At 39.4% G+C, this 22,827-nt stretch carries 23 protein-coding genes, 1 pseudogene and 1 other annotated feature; of the genes and pseudogenes, 5 read left to right on the forward strand and 19 right to left on the reverse strand.

The genetic code is table 11. The features are described 5' to 3' along the window. Positions 1–42: 42 nt before the first annotated feature. The 8 genes and pseudogenes from IGI47_RS11035 to IGI47_RS11070 form a co-directional block, all read right to left on the reverse strand. Positions 43–990 carry a N(4)-(beta-N-acetylglucosaminyl)-L-asparaginase gene (locus IGI47_RS11035; RefSeq protein WP_438784223.1) on the reverse strand — a complete coding sequence of 316 codons (948 nt, stop codon included), beginning with the start codon at positions 988–990 and terminating at the stop codon, positions 43–45. Positions 991–1,141: 151 nt separating this feature from the next. Further along, the gene (locus IGI47_RS11040) at positions 1,142–2,440 is read right to left on the reverse strand and encodes a Sapep family Mn(2+)-dependent dipeptidase (RefSeq protein WP_311929498.1); all 1,299 of its coding nucleotides are present in this window, start codon (positions 2,438–2,440) and stop codon (positions 1,142–1,144) included. Positions 2,441–2,444: 4 nt separating this feature from the next. Then, a complete protein-coding gene (locus tag IGI47_RS11045; protein WP_438784225.1) occupies positions 2,445–3,167 on the reverse strand; it encodes a GntR family transcriptional regulator, LSA1692 subfamily in 723 nt (240 codons plus the stop codon). Positions 3,168–3,454: 287 nt separating this feature from the next. Continuing rightward, complete coding sequence (locus tag IGI47_RS11050; protein ID WP_104661686.1) at positions 3,455–3,865, reverse strand: hypothetical protein; 411 nt, start codon at positions 3,863–3,865, stop codon at positions 3,455–3,457. 93 nt (positions 3,866–3,958) lie between these two features. Then, positions 3,959–4,848 (reverse strand): annotated as a pseudogene (locus IGI47_RS11055) (RsiV family protein). A 13-nt stretch (positions 4,849–4,861) separates the two neighbouring features. Further along, positions 4,862–5,296 carry an RNA polymerase sigma factor gene (locus tag IGI47_RS11060; RefSeq protein WP_438784226.1) on the reverse strand — a complete coding sequence of 145 codons (435 nt, stop codon included), beginning with the start codon at positions 5,294–5,296 and terminating at the stop codon, positions 4,862–4,864. A gap of 556 nt (positions 5,297–5,852) precedes the next feature. Next, positions 5,853–6,458 carry a DNA-directed RNA polymerase subunit delta gene (gene rpoE / locus IGI47_RS11065; RefSeq protein ID WP_016177384.1) on the reverse strand — a complete coding sequence of 202 codons (606 nt, stop codon included), beginning with the start codon at positions 6,456–6,458 and terminating at the stop codon, positions 5,853–5,855. A gap of 75 nt (positions 6,459–6,533) precedes the next feature. Continuing rightward, positions 6,534–6,971 (reverse strand): DUF1934 domain-containing protein, encoded by a 438-nt coding sequence (locus IGI47_RS11070; RefSeq protein ID WP_005878400.1) that lies wholly within the window; start codon positions 6,969–6,971, stop codon positions 6,534–6,536. Between the two features lie 188 nt (positions 6,972–7,159). Between IGI47_RS11070 and IGI47_RS11075 the strand changes: the two genes are divergently transcribed. Genes IGI47_RS11075 through yidA form a run of 3 tightly spaced genes read left to right on the forward strand, consistent with a single transcriptional unit; the run spans position 7,160 to position 10,169 of the window. Then, positions 7,160–7,990, forward strand: a complete 831-nt coding sequence (locus tag IGI47_RS11075) for a lipoate--protein ligase family protein (RefSeq protein ID WP_311929502.1) — start codon at positions 7,160–7,162, stop codon at positions 7,988–7,990. Then, the gene (locus IGI47_RS11080; RefSeq protein ID WP_005878396.1) at positions 7,974–9,344 is read left to right on the forward strand and encodes an HD domain-containing protein; all 1,371 of its coding nucleotides are present in this window, start codon (positions 7,974–7,976) and stop codon (positions 9,342–9,344) included. The genes IGI47_RS11075 and IGI47_RS11080 overlap by 17 nt, the downstream gene beginning before the upstream one ends. 15 nt (positions 9,345–9,359) lie before the next feature. Continuing rightward, on the forward strand, positions 9,360–10,169 hold the full coding sequence (yidA, locus tag IGI47_RS11085; protein ID WP_115252034.1) for a sugar-phosphatase: 810 nt from the start codon (positions 9,360–9,362) through the stop codon (positions 10,167–10,169). A 127-nt stretch (positions 10,170–10,296) separates the two neighbouring features. Here the strand turns inward: yidA and IGI47_RS11090 are convergent, their stop codons facing one another. Then, the gene (locus IGI47_RS11090) at positions 10,297–10,737 is read right to left on the reverse strand and encodes an NUDIX hydrolase (protein ID WP_311929505.1); all 441 of its coding nucleotides are present in this window, start codon (positions 10,735–10,737) and stop codon (positions 10,297–10,299) included. A 131-nt stretch (positions 10,738–10,868) separates the two neighbouring features. Between IGI47_RS11090 and gloA the strand changes: the two genes are divergently transcribed. Beyond that, a complete protein-coding gene (gene gloA, locus IGI47_RS11095) occupies positions 10,869–11,240 on the forward strand; it encodes a lactoylglutathione lyase (RefSeq protein WP_005878391.1) in 372 nt (123 codons plus the stop codon). 331 nt (positions 11,241–11,571) lie between these two features. Here the strand turns inward: gloA and IGI47_RS11100 are convergent, their stop codons facing one another. The 10 genes from IGI47_RS11100 to IGI47_RS11145 all read right to left on the reverse strand — a co-directional run bounded on the left by IGI47_RS11100 (position 11,572) and on the right by IGI47_RS11145 (position 21,725). Next, positions 11,572–12,918 (reverse strand): TrkH family potassium uptake protein, encoded by a 1,347-nt coding sequence (locus IGI47_RS11100; RefSeq protein WP_311929506.1) that lies wholly within the window; start codon positions 12,916–12,918, stop codon positions 11,572–11,574. A 288-nt stretch (positions 12,919–13,206) separates the two neighbouring features. Further along, entirely contained in the window at positions 13,207–13,839 is a 633-nt protein-coding gene (locus IGI47_RS11105) for a V-type ATP synthase subunit D (protein WP_311929507.1), read from the reverse strand. Between the two features lie 8 nt (positions 13,840–13,847). Further along, the gene (locus IGI47_RS11110) at positions 13,848–15,224 is read right to left on the reverse strand and encodes a V-type ATP synthase subunit B (protein ID WP_438784229.1); all 1,377 of its coding nucleotides are present in this window, start codon (positions 15,222–15,224) and stop codon (positions 13,848–13,850) included. Continuing rightward, a complete protein-coding gene (locus tag IGI47_RS11115) occupies positions 15,217–16,998 on the reverse strand; it encodes a V-type ATP synthase subunit A (protein ID WP_311929508.1) in 1,782 nt (593 codons plus the stop codon). Before IGI47_RS11115 ends, IGI47_RS11110 begins: the two co-directional genes overlap by 8 nt. 20 nt (positions 16,999–17,018) lie before the next feature. Continuing rightward, positions 17,019–17,330 (reverse strand): V-type ATP synthase subunit F, encoded by a 312-nt coding sequence (locus IGI47_RS11120; protein WP_311929509.1) that lies wholly within the window; start codon positions 17,328–17,330, stop codon positions 17,019–17,021. Continuing rightward, the gene (locus IGI47_RS11125; protein ID WP_311929510.1) at positions 17,320–18,306 is read right to left on the reverse strand and encodes a V-type ATPase subunit; all 987 of its coding nucleotides are present in this window, start codon (positions 18,304–18,306) and stop codon (positions 17,320–17,322) included. Before IGI47_RS11125 ends, IGI47_RS11120 begins: the two co-directional genes overlap by 11 nt. Before the next feature lie 13 nt (positions 18,307–18,319). Next, positions 18,320–18,904, reverse strand: coding sequence for an ATPase V (locus IGI47_RS11130; protein WP_438784231.1), 585 nt, complete (start codon positions 18,902–18,904; stop codon positions 18,320–18,322). A 21-nt stretch (positions 18,905–18,925) separates the two neighbouring features. After that, positions 18,926–19,396: a V-type ATP synthase subunit K gene (locus tag IGI47_RS11135; RefSeq protein WP_005878375.1), complete on the reverse strand. Its 471-nt coding sequence runs from the start codon at positions 19,394–19,396 to the stop codon at positions 18,926–18,928. 24 nt (positions 19,397–19,420) lie between these two features. Next, the gene (locus IGI47_RS11140) at positions 19,421–21,415 is read right to left on the reverse strand and encodes a V-type ATP synthase subunit I (RefSeq protein ID WP_438784232.1); all 1,995 of its coding nucleotides are present in this window, start codon (positions 21,413–21,415) and stop codon (positions 19,421–19,423) included. Next, positions 21,402–21,725 (reverse strand): hypothetical protein, encoded by a 324-nt coding sequence (locus IGI47_RS11145; protein WP_311929516.1) that lies wholly within the window; start codon positions 21,723–21,725, stop codon positions 21,402–21,404. Before IGI47_RS11145 ends, IGI47_RS11140 begins: the two co-directional genes overlap by 14 nt. Before the next feature lie 106 nt (positions 21,726–21,831). Further along, positions 21,832–21,879, reverse strand: a sequence feature (sodium ion sensor (DUF1646 type); this cis-regulatory element may regulate processes involved in with the transportation of sodium ions). Positions 21,880–22,076: 197 nt separating this feature from the next. Between IGI47_RS11145 and IGI47_RS11150 the strand changes: the two genes are divergently transcribed. Next, a complete protein-coding gene (locus IGI47_RS11150; RefSeq protein ID WP_311929517.1) occupies positions 22,077–22,790 on the forward strand; it encodes a gamma-glutamyl-gamma-aminobutyrate hydrolase family protein in 714 nt (237 codons plus the stop codon). Positions 22,791–22,827: the final 37 nt, after the last annotated feature.

Raw genomic sequence — 22,827 nt, forward strand, 5'->3', positions numbered from 1 at the left:
TTTATAAATAATAGCTGAGAGCCAGCTGTATAAATAGATTTGTTAAACTGGTGCTTTGATTCTCTTTTCATATGCTTCCAACCATTCTTTAGTGATCGGCTCAATGATCGTGTTTTGTTCTGGTCCTGGATTTGCTAAGTAAATAGCTGGTTGCTCTTTCTCAGTTGCAAGACTGAATGTAAATTCGACATTTGTCGCAACACCCCACTCACCTTCATTATTCATTGCGATCAGTGAAGAAGCACCCGCTTTTCCATAACGTTCTTTCAGCGTGTCGCTGAAACGGTATACTGCTTGGTCACACGCCGCTTGTGGGGAAAGTCCTTCGCCCATCAATCGGACAATTTCATATGACAAACAGCCTTTCATCAAATCTTCCCCAAGACCTGTAGCAGCTGCACCACCGATTTTACTATCGACATAAAAACCTGAACCTGACAACGGAGAATCGCCTACGCGTCCTTGTTTTTTCATGAATAGTCCTGAACTAGAGGTTCCTGCAGCCATGCTTTGAGATTTATCTAAAGCAACAACGCCAACTGTGTCATGGCCATCATATGGACTTAGGTTTGTTTTTTCCATTTCGTCTAATCGTTTTTGCCAGATTTTTTTTGCTCGCTCTGTCAGCATATTTTTACGTTCGAAACCTGCCAACATGGCATATTCGGTTGCTCCTTGCCCGACTCGGAAACTATTGAATTTTTCCTCACTTAACCGACGTGCGACTGCAATTGGATTGGCTATATCAACGATCCCTGCGACAGCCCCTATCTTGAAGGTATCACCATCCATGAATGCTGCATCCATCTCTACGATCCCACGTTCATTTGGCAGTCCGCCATACCCGACTGATTTATAAAATGGATAATCTTCCACACACTTGATGGCCGTTTCAACAGCATCACCACAAGTGCTTTGCTCTTCGAGTAATTTTTTTGCTGCGAGAATGCCGTCATGCGCCATGCGCCAAGTTGCTATAATTCCCCACATACCTACTCCTCCTGACTATAGTAACGCTTACAATTATTTTTATTTAGTATATACTAATATGTCTATACTAAAAAGAGGCTTATCCAAAAATCTAATCGATTTATAAGATAAGCCTTCTTTATTTCATTATAAAAATCTTCTACTATAGAAACTATTCTAACAGTGCCTGGATACTTTTTAGATAGATCTCTAAATTCATACGTAGATCTGCTACATCCATATATTCGTTTTTATTATGCGCAATCCCTTTTTGCCCTGGAAATGAAGGACCAAATGCTAACGTATTCGGTATCTTTCTAGCATACGTTGCCCCTGTGGTTGTTACTGGTGTTGGGTCATTGCCGGTGACTTCACCATAGATCATCGATAGTTTTTGGATCTCTAGTGAATCTTTTTCACGACAGAATCCCGGAATACTGCGTGTCACCTCATAAGAAGCACCTTTAGGCAACTGTTGCGCCAATCGACGAAGTATCTCGTCTTCACTAGCAGAAACTGGGTAACGGAATGCGACTTCCAGATCCAAACCCGTCTCGCTTTTTTGTAAAACCACTGGTGTAAGGATGAGTTTACCAGAATCCTTATCTACCAAGGCAAGATCGATTCCTTCGCCATAGTGTTTGTCGTGAAAGCTTTCAGCGATCCATCTAAAATAACTTTGTAGTTGTTCAGGTATTTCAGTCTCTTTTACTGTACGGGCGAGTAAAGTAATCGCATTCTCACCCATTTCTGGCGCATTGCTTGGTGAACGTTTGCCTGTCACCTGATGAGGGGTGCCATTGATTGTTACACCTAATTGATCTGGAACATGATCTCTGTATTGATCTCCTGAGAATTGACTGATCTGACCAAGCACTTCTGGATTAAGGGGGAGCTGGATCGTTACATTGACGACTCCACGTTCACCATAGACTACAGGATATTTGCAGTCAGGGGTAAATCCAAAAATCGGCGGTTTTTCTGACTTTAAATAGTGTGGGATATCAGACATCCCGCTTTCTTCATCTGTACCAAATATAAGTCTGATCGTCTTTTTGGGAACGAAACCACTTTTTTTCAATAAAAACAGCGCATAAAGACAACTAATGATTGGGCCTTTATTGTCTAAGATACCTCGACCATAAAAACGTCCCGCTTTTTCAGTTAAATCAAATGGTGGAAAATCCCAACCTGTTCCTGCAGGCACAACATCAAGGTGGCCAATGACTCCGATATATTCTTCACTGTTTTCACCCCATTGAACATAACCGATGGCATCGTCGATTACGTTCGTCTTGAAACCCTTCGCTGCAGCCTCGGCCAAAACAAGATCCAATACTCTTCTTGGTTCTGTCCCATACGGTGCGTGATGTGCTGGTTTGCCTTTCACACTTGGGACTTGCATTACCTTTTGAAGCAAAACTAAAAACTCTTGCCAATGTGAATCAATACTTGCGGTTATTTTTTTCATTGTGTCACCCCTTATTCTGTCGTATCAATGTATTTTTGAATGTATATTTATCCGCACGATAAAACGAGCGGTCATATAAAATAGGTCGGGCAGCTGGTGAATACGTCATGGAGTGAACTAGCAGCATGGGTTCCCCAACCTGGACTTTAAGTAGTTTTGATACATCTTTAGTGACTTTTACTGCTTCGACCTCTTGATGTGCATAACCGATCTCGATATGTTTTTCGATTACTTGATACAATGAAGCACTTAACTCTTTTTTTGTTGCCTCCCCTATATAGCGTTTCAGTACGTAGAGATTTTCGACTGTCATTGGTTCATCTTCAAAAGACCGTAGTCGAATCAAGTGAACGATTGGCTCAGAAGCATATTCGCCAAATGCCTGTTTTACTTTAAGGGGCAGTTTCTTGGCAATCTCATATCCCAGCACTTCTGTTTTTGTTTGTTTTCCTTGGATACGAGCCGTTTCAGTAAAACTTTGCAGACCACCAGAACCGCTTTGGATCTTTGGTTGCTTCATGACATATGTGCCTTTTCCTTTTTCTTTTACTAAGATATTCTGACTGATCAATAAGTCAATCGCTTTTCGTATAGTAAGCCGACTACATTGAAATTCATCCGCTGGATCATATTCAGAGGGTAGTTTTTGACTAGATACATAAACACCATCTTCCACGCGTTCTTCAATTTTGCGTGCAATCTCCTGAAATATCGGCTGGTTTTTCACAGCGTTCCCCCCTATTTCTGTTTCTAATACAATATGGTATCCCTTTCATTTCAAAACAATTCAACTTTAGAATTACTTTTAAAAGGATATCAACAAAAATAAGTATATACCAATAAGTATATACTTTCACTTAAAATTTCAATTTTAAGAATAATTTATCCAATTGAATGAACGAAAAGAGTCGTTCATTGGCAGTTGCAGAAATAACTATCCTACTCGGAAATAATTATTTCGGTCAAGAACACTCCCACGAACCGACACTTTTCGTTTACTTCAATTACTGTAGCTTAGTCTTCATGATAAGGAACATAATCTTCATAACTTTCGCTACTATTTAATTCTTCATTTTCTAAAAGCATGTTTGCTCCGCCCATCAACTCAGAACTCATTGGACCATTGAGTAGGCGATCATTCTCTTCGATCAATCGTTGGTAATCTTCTGAACTGATGATAGCGCCTGTTTTGATATTTTTGTATTGTTCAGGTAACGGTTCTTGTCCTAAATCAAAATTTTTATTCTCAAACTCTTCTTCTTTGTAAGTGACGAAATAGCCATGGGACAATTTCTTTTTGACCGTGTAGTCACATTGTGGACAACGGATTGGCATTTCTTTTTTTCGATGATGGACAACATTTGTCACTTCATTATAATAAAATTTCGTTTGGCATTGTGGACATTTCAATTTGTCATCAAGCATTTTGATCGTCTCCTTCATCATTTCTTTGTCTACCACTATAGTAGCGCAAAAGGAGAATTTTAGACAAATGAAAACTGTTTTGATGATACAAAGCTAACGGTCTAAGTAATCACTTGTTGCCAATAATTTGCTGGTTATCGCTTTTGAAATCACAAATTCTGGATTCCCCATGTAGCCTGGAGCAATAGCAAACTGGTCGTAAACCAAAACAAGCTCGTGATTTTTATTGATGTAAAAAGGCGTATCCTTCGTTACTAACGGGATTTCTTCTACTCCTTCTTGAAAATCTTTATTTGTCCAGTAGTATTTCTCTGGAGTTTCGTTTACTTGTTCGCTCATTTGTCGTTTGACCTCTTTAGTCAGTGTAGAAATATACTGGTCATTCTTGAACAACAATGACAAAGATAAAACTACACTGTTTTGTTTATCGATCGTGTCATATCTTTTTTCTGTATAACTATCTGCAGCCGTTTTTATTAGGTTTCTTTCAACAACTAAAAAGCGCGTATCATCTAGGACCTTCCGATAATCTCCCGTAACTTGAAAATGCCCCTTTTCAATATACTGATACTCCATTTTTGCTTTTTCAAATTCGACTTTTCCTTCGCGAAAGTATTTTTTGTTCAATCCGCTGATGGTTTCATTTTCTTCACTTTCACTTGTCGTTACTTGCGGAACATCGATAGTGATACCCTTATCAGACAGCTGCTCCCTAAGAGCAATCTGACAGCTGGACTAATGATCGGGAGGTCTTCAGCAAAACTACGTGCCTGATCGCTAAAAAGCAGACTGCTAGTTGTTACTGCCAATAATGCAATAGTGACTAAAAATCCTTTTATTTGTTTTTTTCTTCTTAACTTCCTAACGAGCAAATGCTCTTCCGAGGAATAACGAGTGAATATCTCATTCTTTATGTTCTCAGGTATTTCTTGTTCTCCATATACTTTCTTTAGTACATCCAGTTCTTTTTGGGCAGAATACATTCTTAACTCTCCTTTACTGTAAAATTTTTCTTAGCAGATTCAATGACCGATACATCTTGGTTTTGACTGTATTTTCGTTCAGCTCTAATATCTCAGCGATTTCTTTCAAGCGAAACCCTTCAAAAAAGTGAAGAATCAAAATTTCTTTTTCCGGACTGTCAATACCTTCTAATACTTCGTAGAACTCTTTTGTAGAAATTTCAGAAGGATCTACCCCGATTGAGCGTGCTTCTTCAAAAGGTTCAAAGCGGTAGCGTTTTTGTTTTCGCCAAGCATCGATAGCTGTTCGGATAAGTATTCGATAGAACCATGCGGCAAAATGTTCGATGTCTTCTCCTTTCTCAAAATAAGTTAATGCTTTGTGAAAGCTATCTTGCATGACATCTAATGCTTCTTCTTTATCATGAACATAAGTCATTGTGATCCGATACATCTTTTCATATTCCATTTGGATCAATTCATTTAATAAACGTTTAGATTTTTCAATCTGTTTCTTTTTCCTATAAACTAGTAAAAATCGAACTCAGCCCCTTTCCGTCTCACCTACTATGATGACGTTTTGAATCACCAAAAAGTTTCAAAATGATTTATTTTTTATGTACATACTAATTTAAAGATAGAAAAAAGGAGGTGAGACAAATCTAAAAATCAGTTTTGCTACAGACTCTCGAATAAACGGCGTCCAAAAGTCAGGTCTTTCGGAAATTTTCGAAAAAAAAAAAGAACGTGGTACAAAAGTAAGAAACACTTTTGTCTCATTCTTTAAAAACGGATAAACGATGGGCGCAGAAGCAACTCCTTCTTAAATAAGCCGAAATTCACAAAAATTTGAAAAGCAAATTTCGTTAATTTCTTCTTATTTCTCGGAGTTAAACACTTCTGTCCCAGCCTCTTTTTTCTCCAATTTCTCAAACCTAAACGACTTTTGTCTCGACCTCTTCTAAATACGAACAAAAGGCGGGAGCAGAAGTAATTTCTGCTGTCCCGCCCTCTTTGAAAGACATTTACTCTTCAGTAAATTCTTCGTCTTCGTAGTCTTCATCGTCATCTTCTATAATGCTTAGATCCTCTTCGATGTTTCCTGGCAATTCTTCTTCATCATCACTTGTATCGTCTGCACCTATTTCTTGTAGGTCAGAGTTATAAGCAGCGATTTCTTCATCATCGTCATCATCATCTTCAAAAAGATCATCATCGTCTTCGTCAGACAAATCAGTATCTTCTGGATCGTCATCATTATAATCGATTGCATCTTCATCGTCATTGATAAAGGCATTTACTTTTTTACGTTTGCGTCGACGAGGTGTATCTTCATCTTCTTCGTCGATTCCATGGTTGACTTCTTCATCGATTGAATCGATTGCATACCATGAACGCAAGCCCCAGCGATTGTCGCCTAATGAAATAAAGCTACCATCAATATTTAAGTCAGTATAAAATTGTGCGAGTGAATCACGAATTTCACTATCTGATTTTCCAAGATAGTTTTGGATTTGGTTTGCTAAATCAGAAAAATCCATCACATCGCCACGTTGTTCTAAGATCGCGTGTGCTACTTCGATCATCGATAATTCGTTTTTGTTTGCACCTTCAAATACACTAATTTCCAATCAGGACACGTCCTTTCACAGTCTACTCCTTATCATACAAAATCAAACGCAAAAAATCAAACGTTTCTTTACGATTTAAGCAGTAAAGTCTAAAGTTAAATAATATTCGCCTAATTTTTCAGGCCCCATAAATAAATCATAATCAATGAGGACTTTTCCCGCTGTTGGTCGATCCTTCAAACTTACATGTAATTCTTTTGTAAATGTTTCAACTTGGATCATTCCGTAAGGTGTTTTATAATTCGTTTCTAGGCGCTCACGGTAGCCGAATTTCAAGCGCATCCGCATCTCGCCTGCGCGAATCAATTGGACATGACCATCTGGCATCAACTTGATCGTCACTGGCACTTCCTTATCTGTTCCCTCTTGGACTTCTTGATAACGTATGTATAGAGTGTCACCGATTTTGACCATTTGTCCTTTTAAATCAAAGAAAAAATCTTGTTGTTCACCGTGTTGTTGAACTTTCGTGCGTAATTTAATTGAAATAGGTGTACCATTTGATCGTTCCATTTTTTCATTCTCCTTTGCTTCTCATAGCTACATTGTTCCCAGTTTCCCCATATTTGTCAACCAACTTGTATGAAAATCTAAGAAGATTTTTTTCACAACATCTTTTATCATTTAGAGTATAATAATGAAGAAACAGGCTTTCAACACTCTGTTTTTTCAATCAACCAATTACAAAAGGAGTGAATGGCATGTATCCAACAACCATTTTGGATCAAAAAACTTATCATACAAATGATTTTACCCCTTTTGCCCTGACGGATATATTAACCGAGTATTCCCAAAAAAACAATACGGTCTTTTTACATTTTTGGCAATACGATCACACGGTGATTCTAGGAATGAAAGACACACGGACACCTTATTTGAAAGACGGAATAAAGGAATTAAGAGACTTAGGATTCGTCCCAGTGGTAAGAAATTCTGGTGGATTGGGGATTATTTCAGATAGTGGGATCTTGAATATCTCATTGATCTTCCCTCAAAACGAAGACGCCAAGATCTCGATTGATGATGCGTACAAAAAAATGCTGACACTGACTAAAGTAGCGTTTCCTGAGGCTGACATCCAGGCCTTTGAAGTCACCCATTCCTATTGTCCTGGTACTTATGATCTAAGTATCCGTGGCAAAAAATTTGCTGGGATCGCTCAACGGAGAATAAAAAATGGCATCTCTGTTATGATGTATTTAAGTGTCAATGGCGATCAGCAAGCAAGAGGATCAGCCATGAAAAAATTCTATCAAGCATCTTTACAAGATGCCTTTGGAACCAATGGCTATCCTGCAGTCATTCCTGAAAGCATGGAGACTTTAGAAACACTGCTTGCTGCTTCCTTTACTGTTGAGGAAGTCAAACAACGCTTCATTCATGCTTTCGATCATTCATACTTATCTGGTCAGCAACTTGACTCCAATCAATGGAAAAAGGACCATGTCCTTACAGATGAATGGACAGCACAGATCGATCGTATGCAGGAACGAAATAAGATAAAGGAGCTTGCCCATGACTATACCCTATAAATATCAGATGCTACCGATGGAAAAAGTTTTTCGTGATCCTGTTCATAACTACATCCATGTACAGCATCAAGTGATTTTAGATTTGATAAATTCCAAAGAAGTCCAGCGCCTTCGTCGGATCAAGCAGCTAGGAACAGCTTCCTTTACCTTTCACGGGGCTGAACATAGTCGCTTTACACATTCTTTAGGCGTATACGAAATATCGCGACGGATCTGCGATATTTTTTCCCGTAACTTTCCTCAAGAAAAAATGGGTCGTGATGGCTGGGATGATCAAGAACGTTTAGTCACGTTATGCGCAGCGCTACTTCACGATATCGGCCATGGACCTTATTCACATACATTCGAACATATCTTTCATACGGATCACGAAGCAATCACTGTCGAAATCATTACTTCACCTGAAACAGAAGTTTACCAAATTCTTAACCGAGTAGAGGCTGGTTTCCCAGAAAAAGTCGCGAGCGTAATCCAAAAAACGTATCCTAATCCTCAAGTCGTCCAAATGATTTCTAGCCAAATCGATGCAGATCGCATGGACTACTTGTTAAGGGATGCTTACTTCACTGGTACAGAATATGGAACATTCGATCTCACTCGAATTTTGCGCGTGATCCGTCCGTATGAGGGTGGTATCGCCTTTTCAATGAGTGGGATGCATGCAGTGGAAGATTATATCGTTAGTCGTTACCAGATGTATGTCCAAGTTTACTTCCATCCAGTTTCCCGTGGAATGGAAGTCATTTTGGAACATCTCTTGCACCGTGCCCATGAACTTTATCGTGAAGATCCTAGCAGTTTTGAGTTGCACTCACAGCTTTTATTGCCTTTTCTTGATGAAAAATTTACATTGAATGACTATTTAAAATTAGATGACGGTGTCTTAGGAACTTACTTCACTCAATGGACAGAATCAGATGATCCCATTTTAAATGATCTAGCCAAGCGCTTTTTAAATCGAAAACCATTGAAATCAGCTGCCTTTTCTGGTGATCGCTCGTCACACTTGATCAAAGAATTGACTACACTTGTTGAAAGAGTCGGTTATAACCCTATTTACTATACTGCAGTAAATTCAAGTTATGATCTGCCTTACGACTTTTATCGTCCTGAGGAAAATCGCCACCGCACGCAAATCGAGATTTTGAGAAATGACAGAACTTTGGTAGAATTATCAGAGGTGAGCCAGCTGGTTGCTGCTCTTGCTGGACAAGAGCAAGGAGATGAGCGTTTCTTTTTCCCTAAAGAAATGGTCGATCCATCTTTACGAAACCACTACGATCTATTTGATGAAACATATCAAGAATTCGCCCGTCATATACGTAATGGTTCATTGATCGAGGAAATAAATTAAATACTGGAGGAAATTATGTCTATCAAGTTAGTCGCCATCGACATCGATGGTACCCTATTAAATGAAAAAAGAGAAATCACGTCAGAAGTCAAAGAAGCAATTGCAAAAGCTGTAGCCCAAGGAGTGGCCATCGTATTATGTACAGGTCGTCCATTACCTGGTGTCAAAGAGCAATTGGATGAATTGGATTTATTCCAAGAAAATGATTATGTCATCACTTATAATGGTGCATTAGTTCAACAAACAAAATCTGGTAAGATCATTGCCCGTCATGGATTGACCCATGAAGATTTCCTAGAGATCGAAGTAATGGCACGTCGCGTCGGCAGCCATCTACACTCGATCGATGACAAAGCAATCTACACACCCAACCGTGACATCAGTGCATACACGATCCATGAAGCAAGCTTAGTCAAGATGCCATTGAAATACCGTACACCCGAAGAAATGACACCGGATATGAATCTAGTGAAGATGATGATGATCGATGAACCAGAAGTCTTAGATGCTGCTATCGCTCGTTTGCCGCAAGCTTTCCGTGAAAAATATACGACAGTGAAAAGTGCTCCTTATTACTTTGAAGTGTTGAATAAAGAAGCAAGCAAAGGAGCAGCTGTAGCAAATCTTGCCCAACATTTGGGTATCGCACAAGACGAGATCATGGCAATCGGTGATAACGAAAACGACCTCTCAATGATCGAATATGCTGGATTAGGTGTCGCTATGGGAAATGCTATCCCACTAGTGAAAGAAGCAGCAAATGTCATCACGACCACAAACGATGAGCATGGTGTAGCAGAAGCAATCAAAAAATATGTATTATAGTTTTAACTAAAAACTATCCTTGCTATTGCACGTAAAAAGAAACACAGACCTGAGTAAAGAAGAGGCTGGGACAGAAGTGTTTCTTACTTTTGTCCCAGCCTCACTTAAAAAGGTTTGTGTTTTTTGTTTATTTCTTTTTTGTTAGCCATTGCTCAACAGCCCATTTATGACTCCCACGTTTCAATTTTTGGATAGCATCAACGGGACTTACCCACCAGATCTGATTCGTTTTTTCAGTTGGTTCCGCCACTTGTTGCCACTTGCTTGCAACATAAAAATAACCGGGATTATAGTAGTGTGTTTTACGATAATTGGAATAAAAATATTCATCTGCTTCACCTAGATAGATTTCGATCTCCGCCGCGATCCCCATCTCTTCGATCAACTCACGACGAAGTGCTTCTTTCTTTGTTTCATGCCCTTCAATCTCTCCACCAGGTAAAAAAAAGGCTCCATTTGGTGCTTCAATCAGTGCAATTTCGTTATTTTTTTCGACAATTATATAGGCAGCATATCGATTCAAATACTCTGCTGATTGTTCTTTCTCACCAAATACTGGTTTATCCATGTTTGTTTGTCCACCTTAAACTTATTTTCTTTTATTCTACATGAGAGTTTTCTCATAAACAAGCGCAAATCTATTATTTTTTATTCTTTTTTTTGATATGATTGAAAAAAAAGAAAGGATGGATTTTACTTATGAAAATGGCTCATACTTGTGTACGAGTAAAAGATCTTGACGCTTCCCTAGAATTTTATCAAAAGGCATTTGGTTTTGAAGAAAGCCGTCGTCGCGACTTTCCAGAAAGTAAATTTACACTTGTTTATTTAACTTTACCTGGAGACGACTACGAATTGGAGCTTACTTATAATTATGACCATGAAGCATACGATTTAGGAAATGGCTATGGACACATTGCGATTGCCTCAGATGACTTAGAAGCACTTCATGAAAAACATCAAGCAGAAGGATTCAATGTGACTGACTTAAAAGGTCTTCCTGGAACAGCCCCTTCTTATTACTTCATCGTAGATCCAGACGGCTACAAAATCGAAATCATCCGTGGCTAGATCACTACCTAGATACTAAAAAAAGGTCGAGACAAATCTAAAAATCAGGTTTGTTACAGACTCTCGAATAAATGGCGTCCAAAAGTCAGTTTTTTCGGAAATTTCAAAAAAAAAAAAAAAAAAAAAAAAAAAACGAGCAATACAAAAAATGTATTGTTCGTTTTTTATCCAATTTCTCAAACCTAAACGGCTTTTGTCTCAACCTCTTTAAATATGAAACGATGAAAAAGAAGCAGCCTCTTCGGTAATCAATCCTATATTCACAAAAAGTTGAAACGCAATTTCTGTGATCCTTTTATTTTTTTGAAGTGAAACCCTTCTTTTCCAACCTCTAGCCAATCATGACACTTTCTTCAGGGAGCTTGTAGTTTGGTTCTGCTTTGTTTGCTTTGACTAATAAAGAAAAAATGACAGTCATGACCCCAACACGTCCGATATACATCAATGAAATGATGACCAGTTTGCCAACAACTGATAAGTCTGGTGTCAGACCCATTGTCAGCCCTACCGTACCGAAAGCTGAAAATACTTCAAAAGAAATGTACTCGATTCCCGAAGTACTTGGAATGGTTTCTGTGACAGACAAGATCATGATAGCCACTACACATAACGTCAGAGTAACAAAGAAGAGTGTCAAAGCTCGTAGAACAGCCGCTTGGCGAATTGTTCGACCAAATGCTTCCGCACGAGTTTTCCCTTTGAACATCGCCCGCATCTGAATGAACAATATCCCTAACGTCGTTGTTTTCAAGCCGCCAGCTGTTGACCCAGAAGTTCCTCCGATATACATCAAAAACATTGTTACGATCAATCCTGCATGGCTCATCCTCAAGTAATCAATGGAATAATACCCTGCAGTTCTTGGTGTCACACTCATGAAAAAGGTGTTCGCTAACTTTTCCCAAAATGTTCCATCTACTAGTTTCAGTCCATTTCTTTCCGTAAAGAATAACAGAATAAATCCACCGATCAATAGGCTGGCTGTCACTGTCAACGCAATTTTGGAATGTAGCGTGATTCTTTTTACTTTGTGATAGCTTAACAAATCTCGCCAAACAATGAACCCTAACCCACCTGCAATGATTAATACGGAGATCACCATGATCAAATAAGCATTTGTCTGATAGTCATGCAAACTATCTCCCAGTAAATCAAACCCTGCATTACAAAAACTGGATACTGCATGAAAAATACTAAACCAGATACCTTTGCCCCAGCCAAATTTAGGCACAAATGCGAAACTCAATGCTAAGGCACCCAATAACTGGATAACTACTGCAAATTTCAGGATATAAAGCATAAGACTCATGACACCAGAAATCTCTTCAAGGTTCAATGCTTCCTTTAAAAGGATCCGCATACTGAAGCTGATTTTTTTCTTCGCTAATGCGAAAAAGAGAATAGGGATCATCATGAAACCCAATCCACCTATTTCAATCAGCATCATGATCAAAAACTGGCCAGCACTGTTCCAATGCTCTGCTGTATTTAGTGTAGTCAATCCTGTGACGCAGATTGCCGAAGTAGCCGTAAACAACGCATCCAAAAAATTGGTTTGTTGCCCGTTTTGACTAAACATTGGCAAGGAGAGCAAGCCTCCTCCAATGAGTATCAAGACAAAAAATCCTGCCGCAATCAATTGTACGGGCGATATTTTTTTGTTCCTTTTCTTTTTCATGACAGACATTCCTTTTTTGTTTTCATTTACAAAAGTGAGCGCGTGAGACAAAAGTAAGAAACACTTTTGTCTCATTCCTTAAAAACGAATAAACGGTGGGAGCAGAAGTAACTCATTCTTAAATAAGCCCGAAATTCACAAAAATTTGAACAGCAATTTTCGTTAATTTCTTCTTATTTCTCGGAGTTAAACACTTCTGTCCCAGCCTCTTTCTCGATTCTCTCAAGTTTTTGCAGCAACTTTTTCGTTTCGTCTAAAGAATCATTCACTCGGACGGTCACTTTTTGGCTACTGCTTGTTGCCCATATTTTTGACTTTGATCAAACGAGTCACTTCCGCACGTTCATTTTCTTCCAGTTTCATTTTAATATAATAAATCGTTTCTTCCAACTGTGGGATCGTCATATACTCTAAAGCATTGACCCGTCTTCTTGTCTTCTCGATTTCTTCTGCCATCAGCTGACACGATTTTTCGATTTCTGACAACTCTAGAAGTTTCGGCAACAAATGAGTGAAACGGTCGATCGAACGATCCAATTCAGCATTGGAATTCAGAAAACCATATTCTAATGGCGCATCACTTAGTTGCTCATCATACTGAAAATTCATGATCGGTACTTTGACACTCATGATATTTTTCTCTACGACAGAAAGTTCCACGTTTTCAGTAGGCAAAGCGAGCAACTCCTCAATGAACGAGTCATTGATCGTTGATTTCGCCAAAACGAAGTCACTCATCGCCTGTCCCATTGTTTTTTCCACTGTCTGTCGCAAGTCATTATTTTTACGAATCAATAGAATGAATTGTCGCATCAATTCATCCTGTTTGTCTTTTAAAAGTTTATGCCCTCTGGTTGCGGTCGTCAATTGTTTTTTTAATCGAGTTAATTCCATTCTAGTTGGATTGACGTTTAATCGCATCGAAAAACTCACTTCCCTTCCGACAGATACTTGTCCAGTAGATCGTCTTTGATCCGTTTTAATTCAGTTCGTGGAAGCATCGCTAAAAGTTCCCAACCTAAATCAAGTGTTTCTGTAATTGTTCGGTTTGTATAGAATCCTTGATTCACATATTCATTCTCGAATCGCTCCGCAAATTTCGCATAGATTTTATCGACATCTGATAATGCAGATTCACCCAAAACGACAGCTAATTCTTTTGCCTGTTTTCCCTGTGCATAAGCTGCAAATAGTTGATTCATCGTTGCTGCATGATCCTCTCGCGTTTTCCCAGCGCCTGTTCCTTTGTCTTTCAAACGAGAAAGAGACGGCAATACATCGATTGGTGGCTGGATGCCACTCTTATACAGCTCTCTAGTCAAAATGATCTGTCCTTCAGTGATATAGCCGGTCAAATCGGGTATTGGGTGGGTCTTATCATCTTCTGGCATCGTCAAGATCGGTATCTGTGTCACTGATCCTTTCAATCCTCGAATACGCCCTGCACGTTCAAACAATGTCGCCAAATTCGTGTAGAGATAGCCCGGATAGCCACGGCGTCCTGGTACTTCTCGACGAGCAGCGGAGATTTCGCGCAACGCTTCGGCATAGTTGGTCATGTCTGTCATGATGACCAACACATGCATGCCTTTTTCATAAGCCAGATATTCTGCAGCTGTCAGCGCCATTCTTGGTGTCGCGATCCTTTCGATTGCTGGATCATTGGCCAAATTCATGAACATCACCGACCGATCGATTGCGCCCGTTTGACGGAAATCTTCCATGAAAAACTCTGCTTCTTCAAAAGTGATCCCTATTGCGGCAAAGACGACAGCAAAATCATCTGAAGAATCCAGTACAGTTGCTTGTCTCGCAATTTGTGCAGCTAATTCTTTATGGGGTAACCCTGAACCAGAAAAGACTGGTAGTTTTTGTCCGCGAACTAACGTGTTCAAATGATCGATTGCCGAAATACCTGTTTGGATGAACTCATCGGGATAGTCTCTCGCAACAGGATTGATTACTTCACCGTTGATATCCAAATATTTCTCTGGCAAGATTTCTGGTCCATTGTCTTTTGGTCTACCTAGTCCGTCAAAGACGCGACCGATCATATCTTCTGATACACCCAATTGCAGTGGGTGACCTAAGAAACGAACAGAAGAATCCCTTAGATTGATTCCACTAGTCCCTTCAAAAATCTGGACCATCGCTTTATCTTCTTGCACTTCAAGTACTTGTCCCCGACGGATCTCACCATTTTGCATGCGGACTTCGATCAGTTCTTCATACTTTACTCCAGAAACTTTTTCTACCGCCATCAAAGGTCCGACCACTTCTTCGATCGTTCGATATTCTTTAATCATTGGCCATTCCTCCTTCAGAGATGATTGCTTTCATCGTTTCTTTGATTTCCTGATTGATCGCATCTAATTTTGATAGATCGTCTTCTGGAATGTATTTGCTTCGACCGATACGTTCTCTGATAGAAACAGTGCCATCCATGATCTCATTAAGATATGCACCTAAACTCAAAGCCTTGCGTGCTTCTTCGCCAAACATCAAAATCATTTTTAGCATTTTGAATTGTTTTTCCCTAGAAGTAAATGTATCGACATCATCAAATGCATTTTGTTGTAAGTAGTCTTCACGGATCGATTTTGCGACTTCCAATGTCAAACGATCATTGTCGGATAAGGAGTCGATCCCTACTAAGCGTACGATTTCATTCAATTGTTCTTCTTCCTGTAAAATACGCATGCCAGTGGCAACCATCTCTGACCAGTTTTCTTGTAACACTTGATCCATATATTTTCCTACTTCAGTTGAATACAAGGAATAACTTTGAATCCAGTTGATTGATGGGAAATGTCGTTTTTGGGCTAACGTTGAATCCAATCCCCAGAAAACTTTCACGACCCGTAACGTATTTTGTGTGACTGGTTCTGAAACATCCCCGCCAGATGGTGAAACTGCGCTGATTGCTGTAATACTTCCTTCACGATTATCTGAACCTAACGCAATCACTCTACCAGAACGTTCATAATATTCTGCTAAACGAGAACCTAGGTACGCAGGATAACCTTCATCCCCAGGCATCTCTTCCAAACGTCCGCTCATTTCACGGAGTGCTTCTGCCCAGCGAGAAGTTGAATCTGCCATGATTGCCACATCATACCCCATATCACGGAAGTATTCCGCGATGGTGATACCTGTATAGATAGAAGCTTCTCGGGCCGCTACCGGCATATTGGAGGTGTTAGCGATCAATACTGTACGTTCCATCAATGACTCCCCAGTATTTGGATCGATCAATTCTGGAAACTCGTTCAGTACATCCGTCATTTCATTGCCACGTTCACCACAGCCCACATAGACCACTAAATCAACATTTGCCCATTTGGCGATCTGATGCTGTACAACTGTCTTTCCCGCACCGAATGGACCTGGAACAGCCGCTGCTCCACCCTTTGTGACAGGGAAAAATGTATCGATGACCCGTTGTCCTGTGATCATTGGTGCATCAGGATTCAATTTTTCTTTGATAGGACGGCTTCTTCGTACGGGCCACTTCTGTAACATCGTTAATTCTTTCTTGCCATCTTCTGTACTAATGACACAGACTGGTTCGTCGATCGTAAATGAGCCTCTTTCGATCTTCTCGATTTTCCCTTTGATACCGTGAGGAACCATGATTTTATGCTTGATGATCTTAGTTTCGTCGACATAGCCGATTACATCACCAGCACTGACCTCATCCCCGATTTCACTTATAGGTTCGAACCACCATTTTTTCTCATGATCCAATGCGGGCAATTGGATACCCCGGCCTAGGAAATTACTTTGAGTTACCTCCATAAATGTATCTAAAGGCCGTTGGATACCATCAAACATTTGAGCGATGATCCCTGGTCCTAGTTCGACTGACAATGCTTCACCAGTCGATCGAACGGGTTCTCCAGGACCGATCCCTGAAGTTTCTTCGTAAACCTGAATCGATGCGACATCGCCACGCATCTCGATAATTTCACCGATGACTCCTAAATCTCCCACTAAACACATGTCTTGGATACTTGCATCCGACATATTTTCTGCCATAACGAGAGGACCGGAGACTTTTATGATTTTTCCAATTTGCAAATGATTATCTCCTTTTTCTATTATAAGATATTTTGTCCAACTGCTTTTTCTACACTTTTTTGTATCTCAGCAATCCCGATCCCCAAAGATCCTTGATGATTTGGGATCAAGATGATTGCTGGTGTCAACTGTCCTTTATAGCGCTCGATTGTTTCAGGGATTTCCTTTGCGCACTGCTCCGTTAAATAAATGACCCCGTATCCTTGTTTAGCCATCTCATCAACAGTGTGTCTGATCTCCTGCTTCGTAGCACTATTTCGAACATCGAATCCAAATAATTTGAATGGCAAGACAGAATCTTTATCGCCCACTACACCTATTTTATGCGTCATAGACTTGTCTCATCCTTTCTTTTAACTGTTCGATCGAAAAATGATTTCTTTTACCAATGATCAACAGTCGAAGATTCTTGCATTCTACTTCTTTCGCGTTCATAAAGGCCAATAGAAGTAAAGGTCCAAAAGCTTGGGTCTGAGCAATTTGATAATAAGAACTTAAATAGTCATCTTTCAATTGCTCTAACCTCACCAAATCGATCGTTCCATCCTGTATTACCGGTTTTAATAACTCACTATAATTTGTAGATTGTAAAAATTGAATATACGATTCGAGATCACTATGCACAAAGGACAAGAAACTTTCCTTCGCAATCTCTCCTGAGCTGGAAATGACTGTGGTCATGAATCCAAGAGATTGTTGCTGTAGGATTCCTCTTGCCATAGTTGTAATATTCGTTAAATCAATGAAAGCGATGATTTCTTCTAGTAACTCCTGATAGCCAAGTTTTTCCCCTAACCTACGCTGTTCTGTCAGAAAACATCGATCATAAATGACATCAATTCCCTGCAAAACAGAAGAGGCATCAAAATATTCTCGAACTTCTTTGATACAAGTCATCAGGTTACTTGGTAAGACAGACGATGCTTGTGTATGAATCGCATCTTTTACTTCCTCAAGTGTATAGAACCCATCATCAATGAACAGATGGTCTAAATCTTTTCCAGTCATCTCTGACTTCGTCAACACCTTCAAATTATGAAATGTATAACGCATCGTGTAGATCCAAACGATTTCTGGTTCTGGGGAAGACTCTTTCAACCATTTGAATAACTCGCTTCGTTCTTTTGCCAGATTGTCTTCAAAATCATACTCAAATCCTTCGTGGATATAGGGACTGTAGATCGTGGTCTTTAAAATCTCTCCAAGGTCTTCGATTGAATCAACTTGAAGCATTCGGTCAAAGGTTTCTTTAGAGATCAATTCCAGTTCTCTGCCGCGTATCAAGGGATTCAATTCATGGTACTCCATTCGTCATCCCTCCTTAATCAAATAATTGTTGAGCAATTTCAAAGCGCATCGTTTCTTCCACTTCTCTTATTAAATTACGGTACAAAAAGTTATACTGTACGCCTTGATCATCAATCAAAAAACCAGCTTGCTTTTCAATCACTTCTTCATCCAATACCAATTCAAAGGGAAGTTCATTATTCCACTTATCGATCAATTCTAAAGAAACATGATCCACTGTTTTTTCGCCTAAAATCAAACGAACATGTCCCGTCAAAGTCAATGTATGAAGCATTTCTGTCATCAAATCGATTTGCGCTTCGTTAGGTTGGCTTTCCAGTTGAGTAGTAGCTTCTGAAAATAACCGTTGTAAAAAATTTTGCTTCTCATTCAATGTCTGTTGTCGACTTTCTACTTGCTGTCTATTTCTCAATTGGCGGTAATTTCGCTCAATGCCTTCTAATTGCCTTGCTTTTTGTTTTTGAAAGTCATTTTCTAATTTTAACCGCTTCGTTTCAAATTCTTGCTCGATTTCGTTTCGTTTCGTCGCTTCGAGAAGTGTTCGTTCTTCTTGCGCTGTTTTATTCATCTGCGTGATGATTTTATCAATAGCATCCACTGGGCTTCCTCCTTATAAATCTTAAGCATTTAGAACAAGTAAGAAAGAAATAACGAATCCTAGGATAGCATATGTCTCTACCATCGCCGCATAAATGATCCCTTTCGTTGCGTGTTCTGGTTTTTTCGCTAAAATTTGAATACCAGCAGCGGCAACTTTCCCTTGAGCGATACCAGAAAATAGACCCGTAAATGCGATTGGTAAAGAGGCACCTAAAAAATTAAGTCCTTGAACAACTGTCATATCGCTTCCCAAATTGATGAAGATCAAAAAGGCAATAACAAATCCGTAAAGTCCCTGTGTCCCTGGAAGCAACTGTAAAATCAGTGCTTGACCAAATTTTTCCGGTTGGCTTGTCGTCAAAGCTGCTGCAGCTTCCCCTGTCATACCAACTCCTTTAGCAGATCCAATCCCTGAAAAAATCGTTGCTGTTGCCATCGCTAATACCGCAAATACCATTCCACCGTTTTGACTAATCAAATAATCCATCATTGTTTCAAATTCCTCCAATTATATCTATTTTTTCTTATGATTGATGTTGACGTATTTCTCCGCTGTTTTGAACGGTTTAAAGGCACGTCCGCCTCCACTATAAAATTTCCCAAAAAATTCAACGTATTGTAATCTTGCACCATGAACATATGCACTTAAAAGTGTCAAAAACATATTAAGAGCATGAAGCGCAATGATCAGGATGATCCCCACACTAAAACGTGCAGCGGGCGGCATGAATGCCACTAACATATTGAACGCAGCACCTATGCTTCCTCCAGATATTCCTAAAGCCATCAAACGAGTGTAACTGACCAAATCTCCAATATATCCGGTCAAGCCATATAAGTTATAGGCACCCTTCGCCATCCCTTTGACTTTGGATGAAGATTGAAAAATAGGAATGATCAGAATGCACAATGCGGAAAGAACTGCTAATCCGATTCCTAGGTAAACAAATGCTTGATTCTTTAAGACCATCATGCCTAGCAAAACAAAGATGATCCCCATCAAAATCCCTTGCCAAGCGAAACCTTCATTGATCGCATCGATATACGCTTTACGTTTCATGTTTTCCTTTGCTGCAATAAATAATCCAACTAGTATTTGGATCAAGCCAAAGATGACAGACAAGATCAAGATCGTATTGACATCGTTGGTCGTTGATAATATCGGAAACGGTAAATGGATACCACCTATCTCTTTTGGTAGCTCGTTTCCAAAGAAGGAACTATAGATGAATCCCCAAATAATTGAAGGGACCGCTAAAATCTCAAAAAATTTAGCAAATCGCTGCATACTACGAGGCAGTACAATGAATCTTTGGACAAGAAAAGCGCCTAGAAACATCAGCAATCCATACCCGATATCAGCCACCATCATCCCGAAAAAGACAAGATAAAATGGGGTCATCCATGGTGTAGGATCTACCTCTTCATACTTTGGCAAACTGTACATCTCCGTCAACATTTCAAATGGTGCTACGATTGGATGATTTTTCAGTTTAGTTGGTACTTCTTCTGCTATTTCGTTCACCGTTGGTTCTTCAAAACTGACATATACTTCTTCTGCCAAATGTTCTTGTTGCAACAAATGGATAAAATCTTCTTTTTCTTCATTATCTATCCAACCTTGCACAATGATCAAGTATGGTGAGCGGACCAGTCGATTCGTGATTGCTACTCGCTCCGCTCTAGCCAAAAGTATTTCTTCTGTCCATTCAAATTCAACAATATAGCCGCTGCAACTAGCAATTTCAGAAGCAAGCTTCTTTTGTTGCTTACTGATTTCGGTTAGTTGTTTCTTTACAACATTTAGCTGTTGGCGCGGACTATTTTCGTATTTATACTCTTCTTTGACGAACCCATAACGACTAGTGATATCATCTACAACTTGTATCTTGTTTTGCAACACGATATAAGCAAAATAGACCGTTGTTTGTGTCGCGTTGACTTCCTCAAGATAGATATCTTGTATCTTTGCCAGTTCTTCTTTGAAGGCTTCGGCATTGGCTGCACTGACTGTTCCGATGACGAATGACGTAACCTGACTAAGAAAAGCAGAAGGTGCCGCATCAAGATTTTGCCAGTTATTCAACCATTCTTCTTCGCTTTCTAACTGATCACGTTCATCTATCAATTGTTCCCATCGTTCTTTCAGTGAGAGTACTTCATTTAATTTCCTTTGAAACGCCTCTTCAGAGTAATCTCTTTCCAATTCTTGTAAAGAGAGTTCCCGTCTTTTTAGATGTCTTTTTTTCTGTCCTTTTTCCCCGTGATGTTCAATAAATTGAATCGCTGTTCTTATTTCTGATAGTTCACTTATCAAAACGGCTGCCTTAGATTCTTTGTCGATCGTAGCAGTTTCAGGGAAATATTCTTCTACCCATTCATTATTCTCAGATTCTTGAAAAAGGTCACGAATTTCAACAGCATGCATTCCTTGGACAGCTTGCAGGATCTGCTCTTGATTTTTCTTATCTGAAATGAGAGTCACTTTTTCCATCTTAGTGACGGCCATATGTCTGTATCACCCTTTCGATAATCGCCGCGATTGCTTGTTCTTGATGTGTCTGATATTGCTCAAGCAAGCGTTCCTGAAGTTCTTTTTCAGTTGCCTTCAACTGCTCTTTTTGTTCTGCAGTTTGTTTTTCTTCCAAACTGATTTTCTCCTCGATCAACTGCGCTAACTGTTGCCGATGTTTTTCTTCTATTGCTGCTAATTCTTTTTCTTTTGACTCAGAATAATTATTTAATTCTTCGTTTAATTTGACCAACGATTGTTGATTTTTTTGTTCCGCTTCTTGTATCTTCTCTAGAGCCTCTAGCAAAATTCACACATCCTTTCTGTTAAAAAAAGGGTACATGCTTTCTTTTTCATTGAAAGTATGTACCCTTTTAAGATAACTGTTTAAAATCAGGCACTTTCAAAAAACGTTCTTCTCACCCCTTGAAGAACTAGATCCTTGAAGCTTGCGCCCAACCTTTTTTATTCGTACTTTAATTAAAGTATAACAAAATATGAATAGAATTCAACAGCGTTCTCTCATTCTCTTTGTAAAAAATTATTTTTCCAAAGGGACGAACGACAAAATAAGTTTTTTCTTCATATATACAAAGTGTTTTAAAAATTTTTAAATTACTGATAGAATATGTCTAATTTATTATTGGGAGGAATTTTTATGTCACCTATCATTGGAATTGCCGGTAATCAGTTGATCAGAGCAACTGATACCTTTCAGGGAAACCAAGTAACCTATACCCCTCAAGGATTTGTCAACGCAGTCCAGCAGGCTGGCGGACTGCCCATGATCTTGCCGATCTCTGAACCTAGCAGTGCGTCTTCTTACATCCAGCAGATCGACAAGCTGATCCTTACAGGCGGTCAAGATGTTTCACCTCAACTTTATCATGAAGCTCCGCATCCAAAACTGATGGAAACGAATCTACAAAGAGATCATTTTGAAAAATCATTGATCAAAGAAGCACTAAAACAAAAGAAACCGATCCTGGCTGTTTGTCGTGGCATGCAACTTTTGAATGTCGCCCTTGGAGGAAGCTTATACCAAGACCTATCTCTATATTCCGATTGGTCTGTCAAACACGATCAATTTCCGACTGAGCCACAATTTTCCACTCATGAAGTCACTATTCTTACGGATACGGCATTAAATAAATTTCTTCCCACATCGTATTTTGTAAATTCGTACCATCATCAAGCAGTAAAAGAATTAGCCCCTGCTTTAAAAGCTACTGCTCTTTCACCAGATGGTCTGATTGAAGGCGTGGAAAGTACGGAACTAAAACTATTAGGTGTCCAATGGCATCCAGAGCTTACTCACCGCACAAATCCACTTGATCAGCAACTATTCACCTATTTTGTGCAAGAATATTAATGCAATATGATACGCAGATCACTTGAATCTATCAGTC

This window comes from Enterococcus sp. AZ191 (genome assembly GCF_051713845.1).
Classification (GTDB): Bacteria; Bacillota; Bacilli; order Lactobacillales; family Enterococcaceae; genus Enterococcus_B; species Enterococcus_B durans.

Coding starts and splice junctions, on each gene's coding strand:
- IGI47_RS11035 (WP_438784223.1), bottom strand. CDS start 990: ATGTGGGGAATTATAGCAACTTGGCGCATGGCGCATGACGGCATTCTC.
- IGI47_RS11040 (WP_311929498.1), bottom strand. CDS start 2,440: ATGAAAAAAATAACCGCAAGTATTGATTCACATTGGCAAGAGTTTTTA.
- IGI47_RS11050 (WP_104661686.1), bottom strand. CDS start 3,865: ATGCTTGATGACAAATTGAAATGTCCACAATGCCAAACGAAATTTTAT.
- IGI47_RS11060 (WP_438784226.1), bottom strand. CDS start 5,296: ATGGAATATGAAAAGATGTATCGGATCACAATGACTTATGTTCATGAT.
- IGI47_RS11070 (WP_005878400.1), bottom strand. CDS start 6,971: ATGGAACGATCAAATGGTACACCTATTTCAATTAAATTACGCACGAAA.
- IGI47_RS11075 (WP_311929502.1), top strand. CDS start 7,160: ATGTATCCAACAACCATTTTGGATCAAAAAACTTATCATACAAATGAT.
- IGI47_RS11080 (WP_005878396.1), top strand. CDS start 7,974: ATGACTATACCCTATAAATATCAGATGCTACCGATGGAAAAAGTTTTT.
- yidA (WP_115252034.1), top strand. CDS start 9,360: ATGTCTATCAAGTTAGTCGCCATCGACATCGATGGTACCCTATTAAAT.
- IGI47_RS11090 (WP_311929505.1), bottom strand. CDS start 10,737: ATGGATAAACCAGTATTTGGTGAGAAAGAACAATCAGCAGAGTATTTG.
- gloA (WP_005878391.1), top strand. CDS start 10,869: ATGAAAATGGCTCATACTTGTGTACGAGTAAAAGATCTTGACGCTTCC.
- IGI47_RS11100 (WP_311929506.1), bottom strand. CDS start 12,918: ATGAAAAAGAAAAGGAACAAAAAAATATCGCCCGTACAATTGATTGCG.
- IGI47_RS11105 (WP_311929507.1), bottom strand. CDS start 13,839: ATGCGATTAAACGTCAATCCAACTAGAATGGAATTAACTCGATTAAAA.
- IGI47_RS11110 (WP_438784229.1), bottom strand. CDS start 15,224: ATGATTAAAGAATATCGAACGATCGAAGAAGTGGTCGGACCTTTGATG.
- IGI47_RS11120 (WP_311929509.1), bottom strand. CDS start 17,330: ATGACGCATAAAATAGGTGTAGTGGGCGATAAAGATTCTGTCTTGCCA.
- IGI47_RS11125 (WP_311929510.1), bottom strand. CDS start 18,306: ATGGAGTACCATGAATTGAATCCCTTGATACGCGGCAGAGAACTGGAA.
- IGI47_RS11135 (WP_005878375.1), bottom strand. CDS start 19,396: ATGATGGATTATTTGATTAGTCAAAACGGTGGAATGGTATTTGCGGTA.
- IGI47_RS11140 (WP_438784232.1), bottom strand. CDS start 21,415: ATGGCCGTCACTAAGATGGAAAAAGTGACTCTCATTTCAGATAAGAAA.
- IGI47_RS11150 (WP_311929517.1), top strand. CDS start 22,077: ATGTCACCTATCATTGGAATTGCCGGTAATCAGTTGATCAGAGCAACT.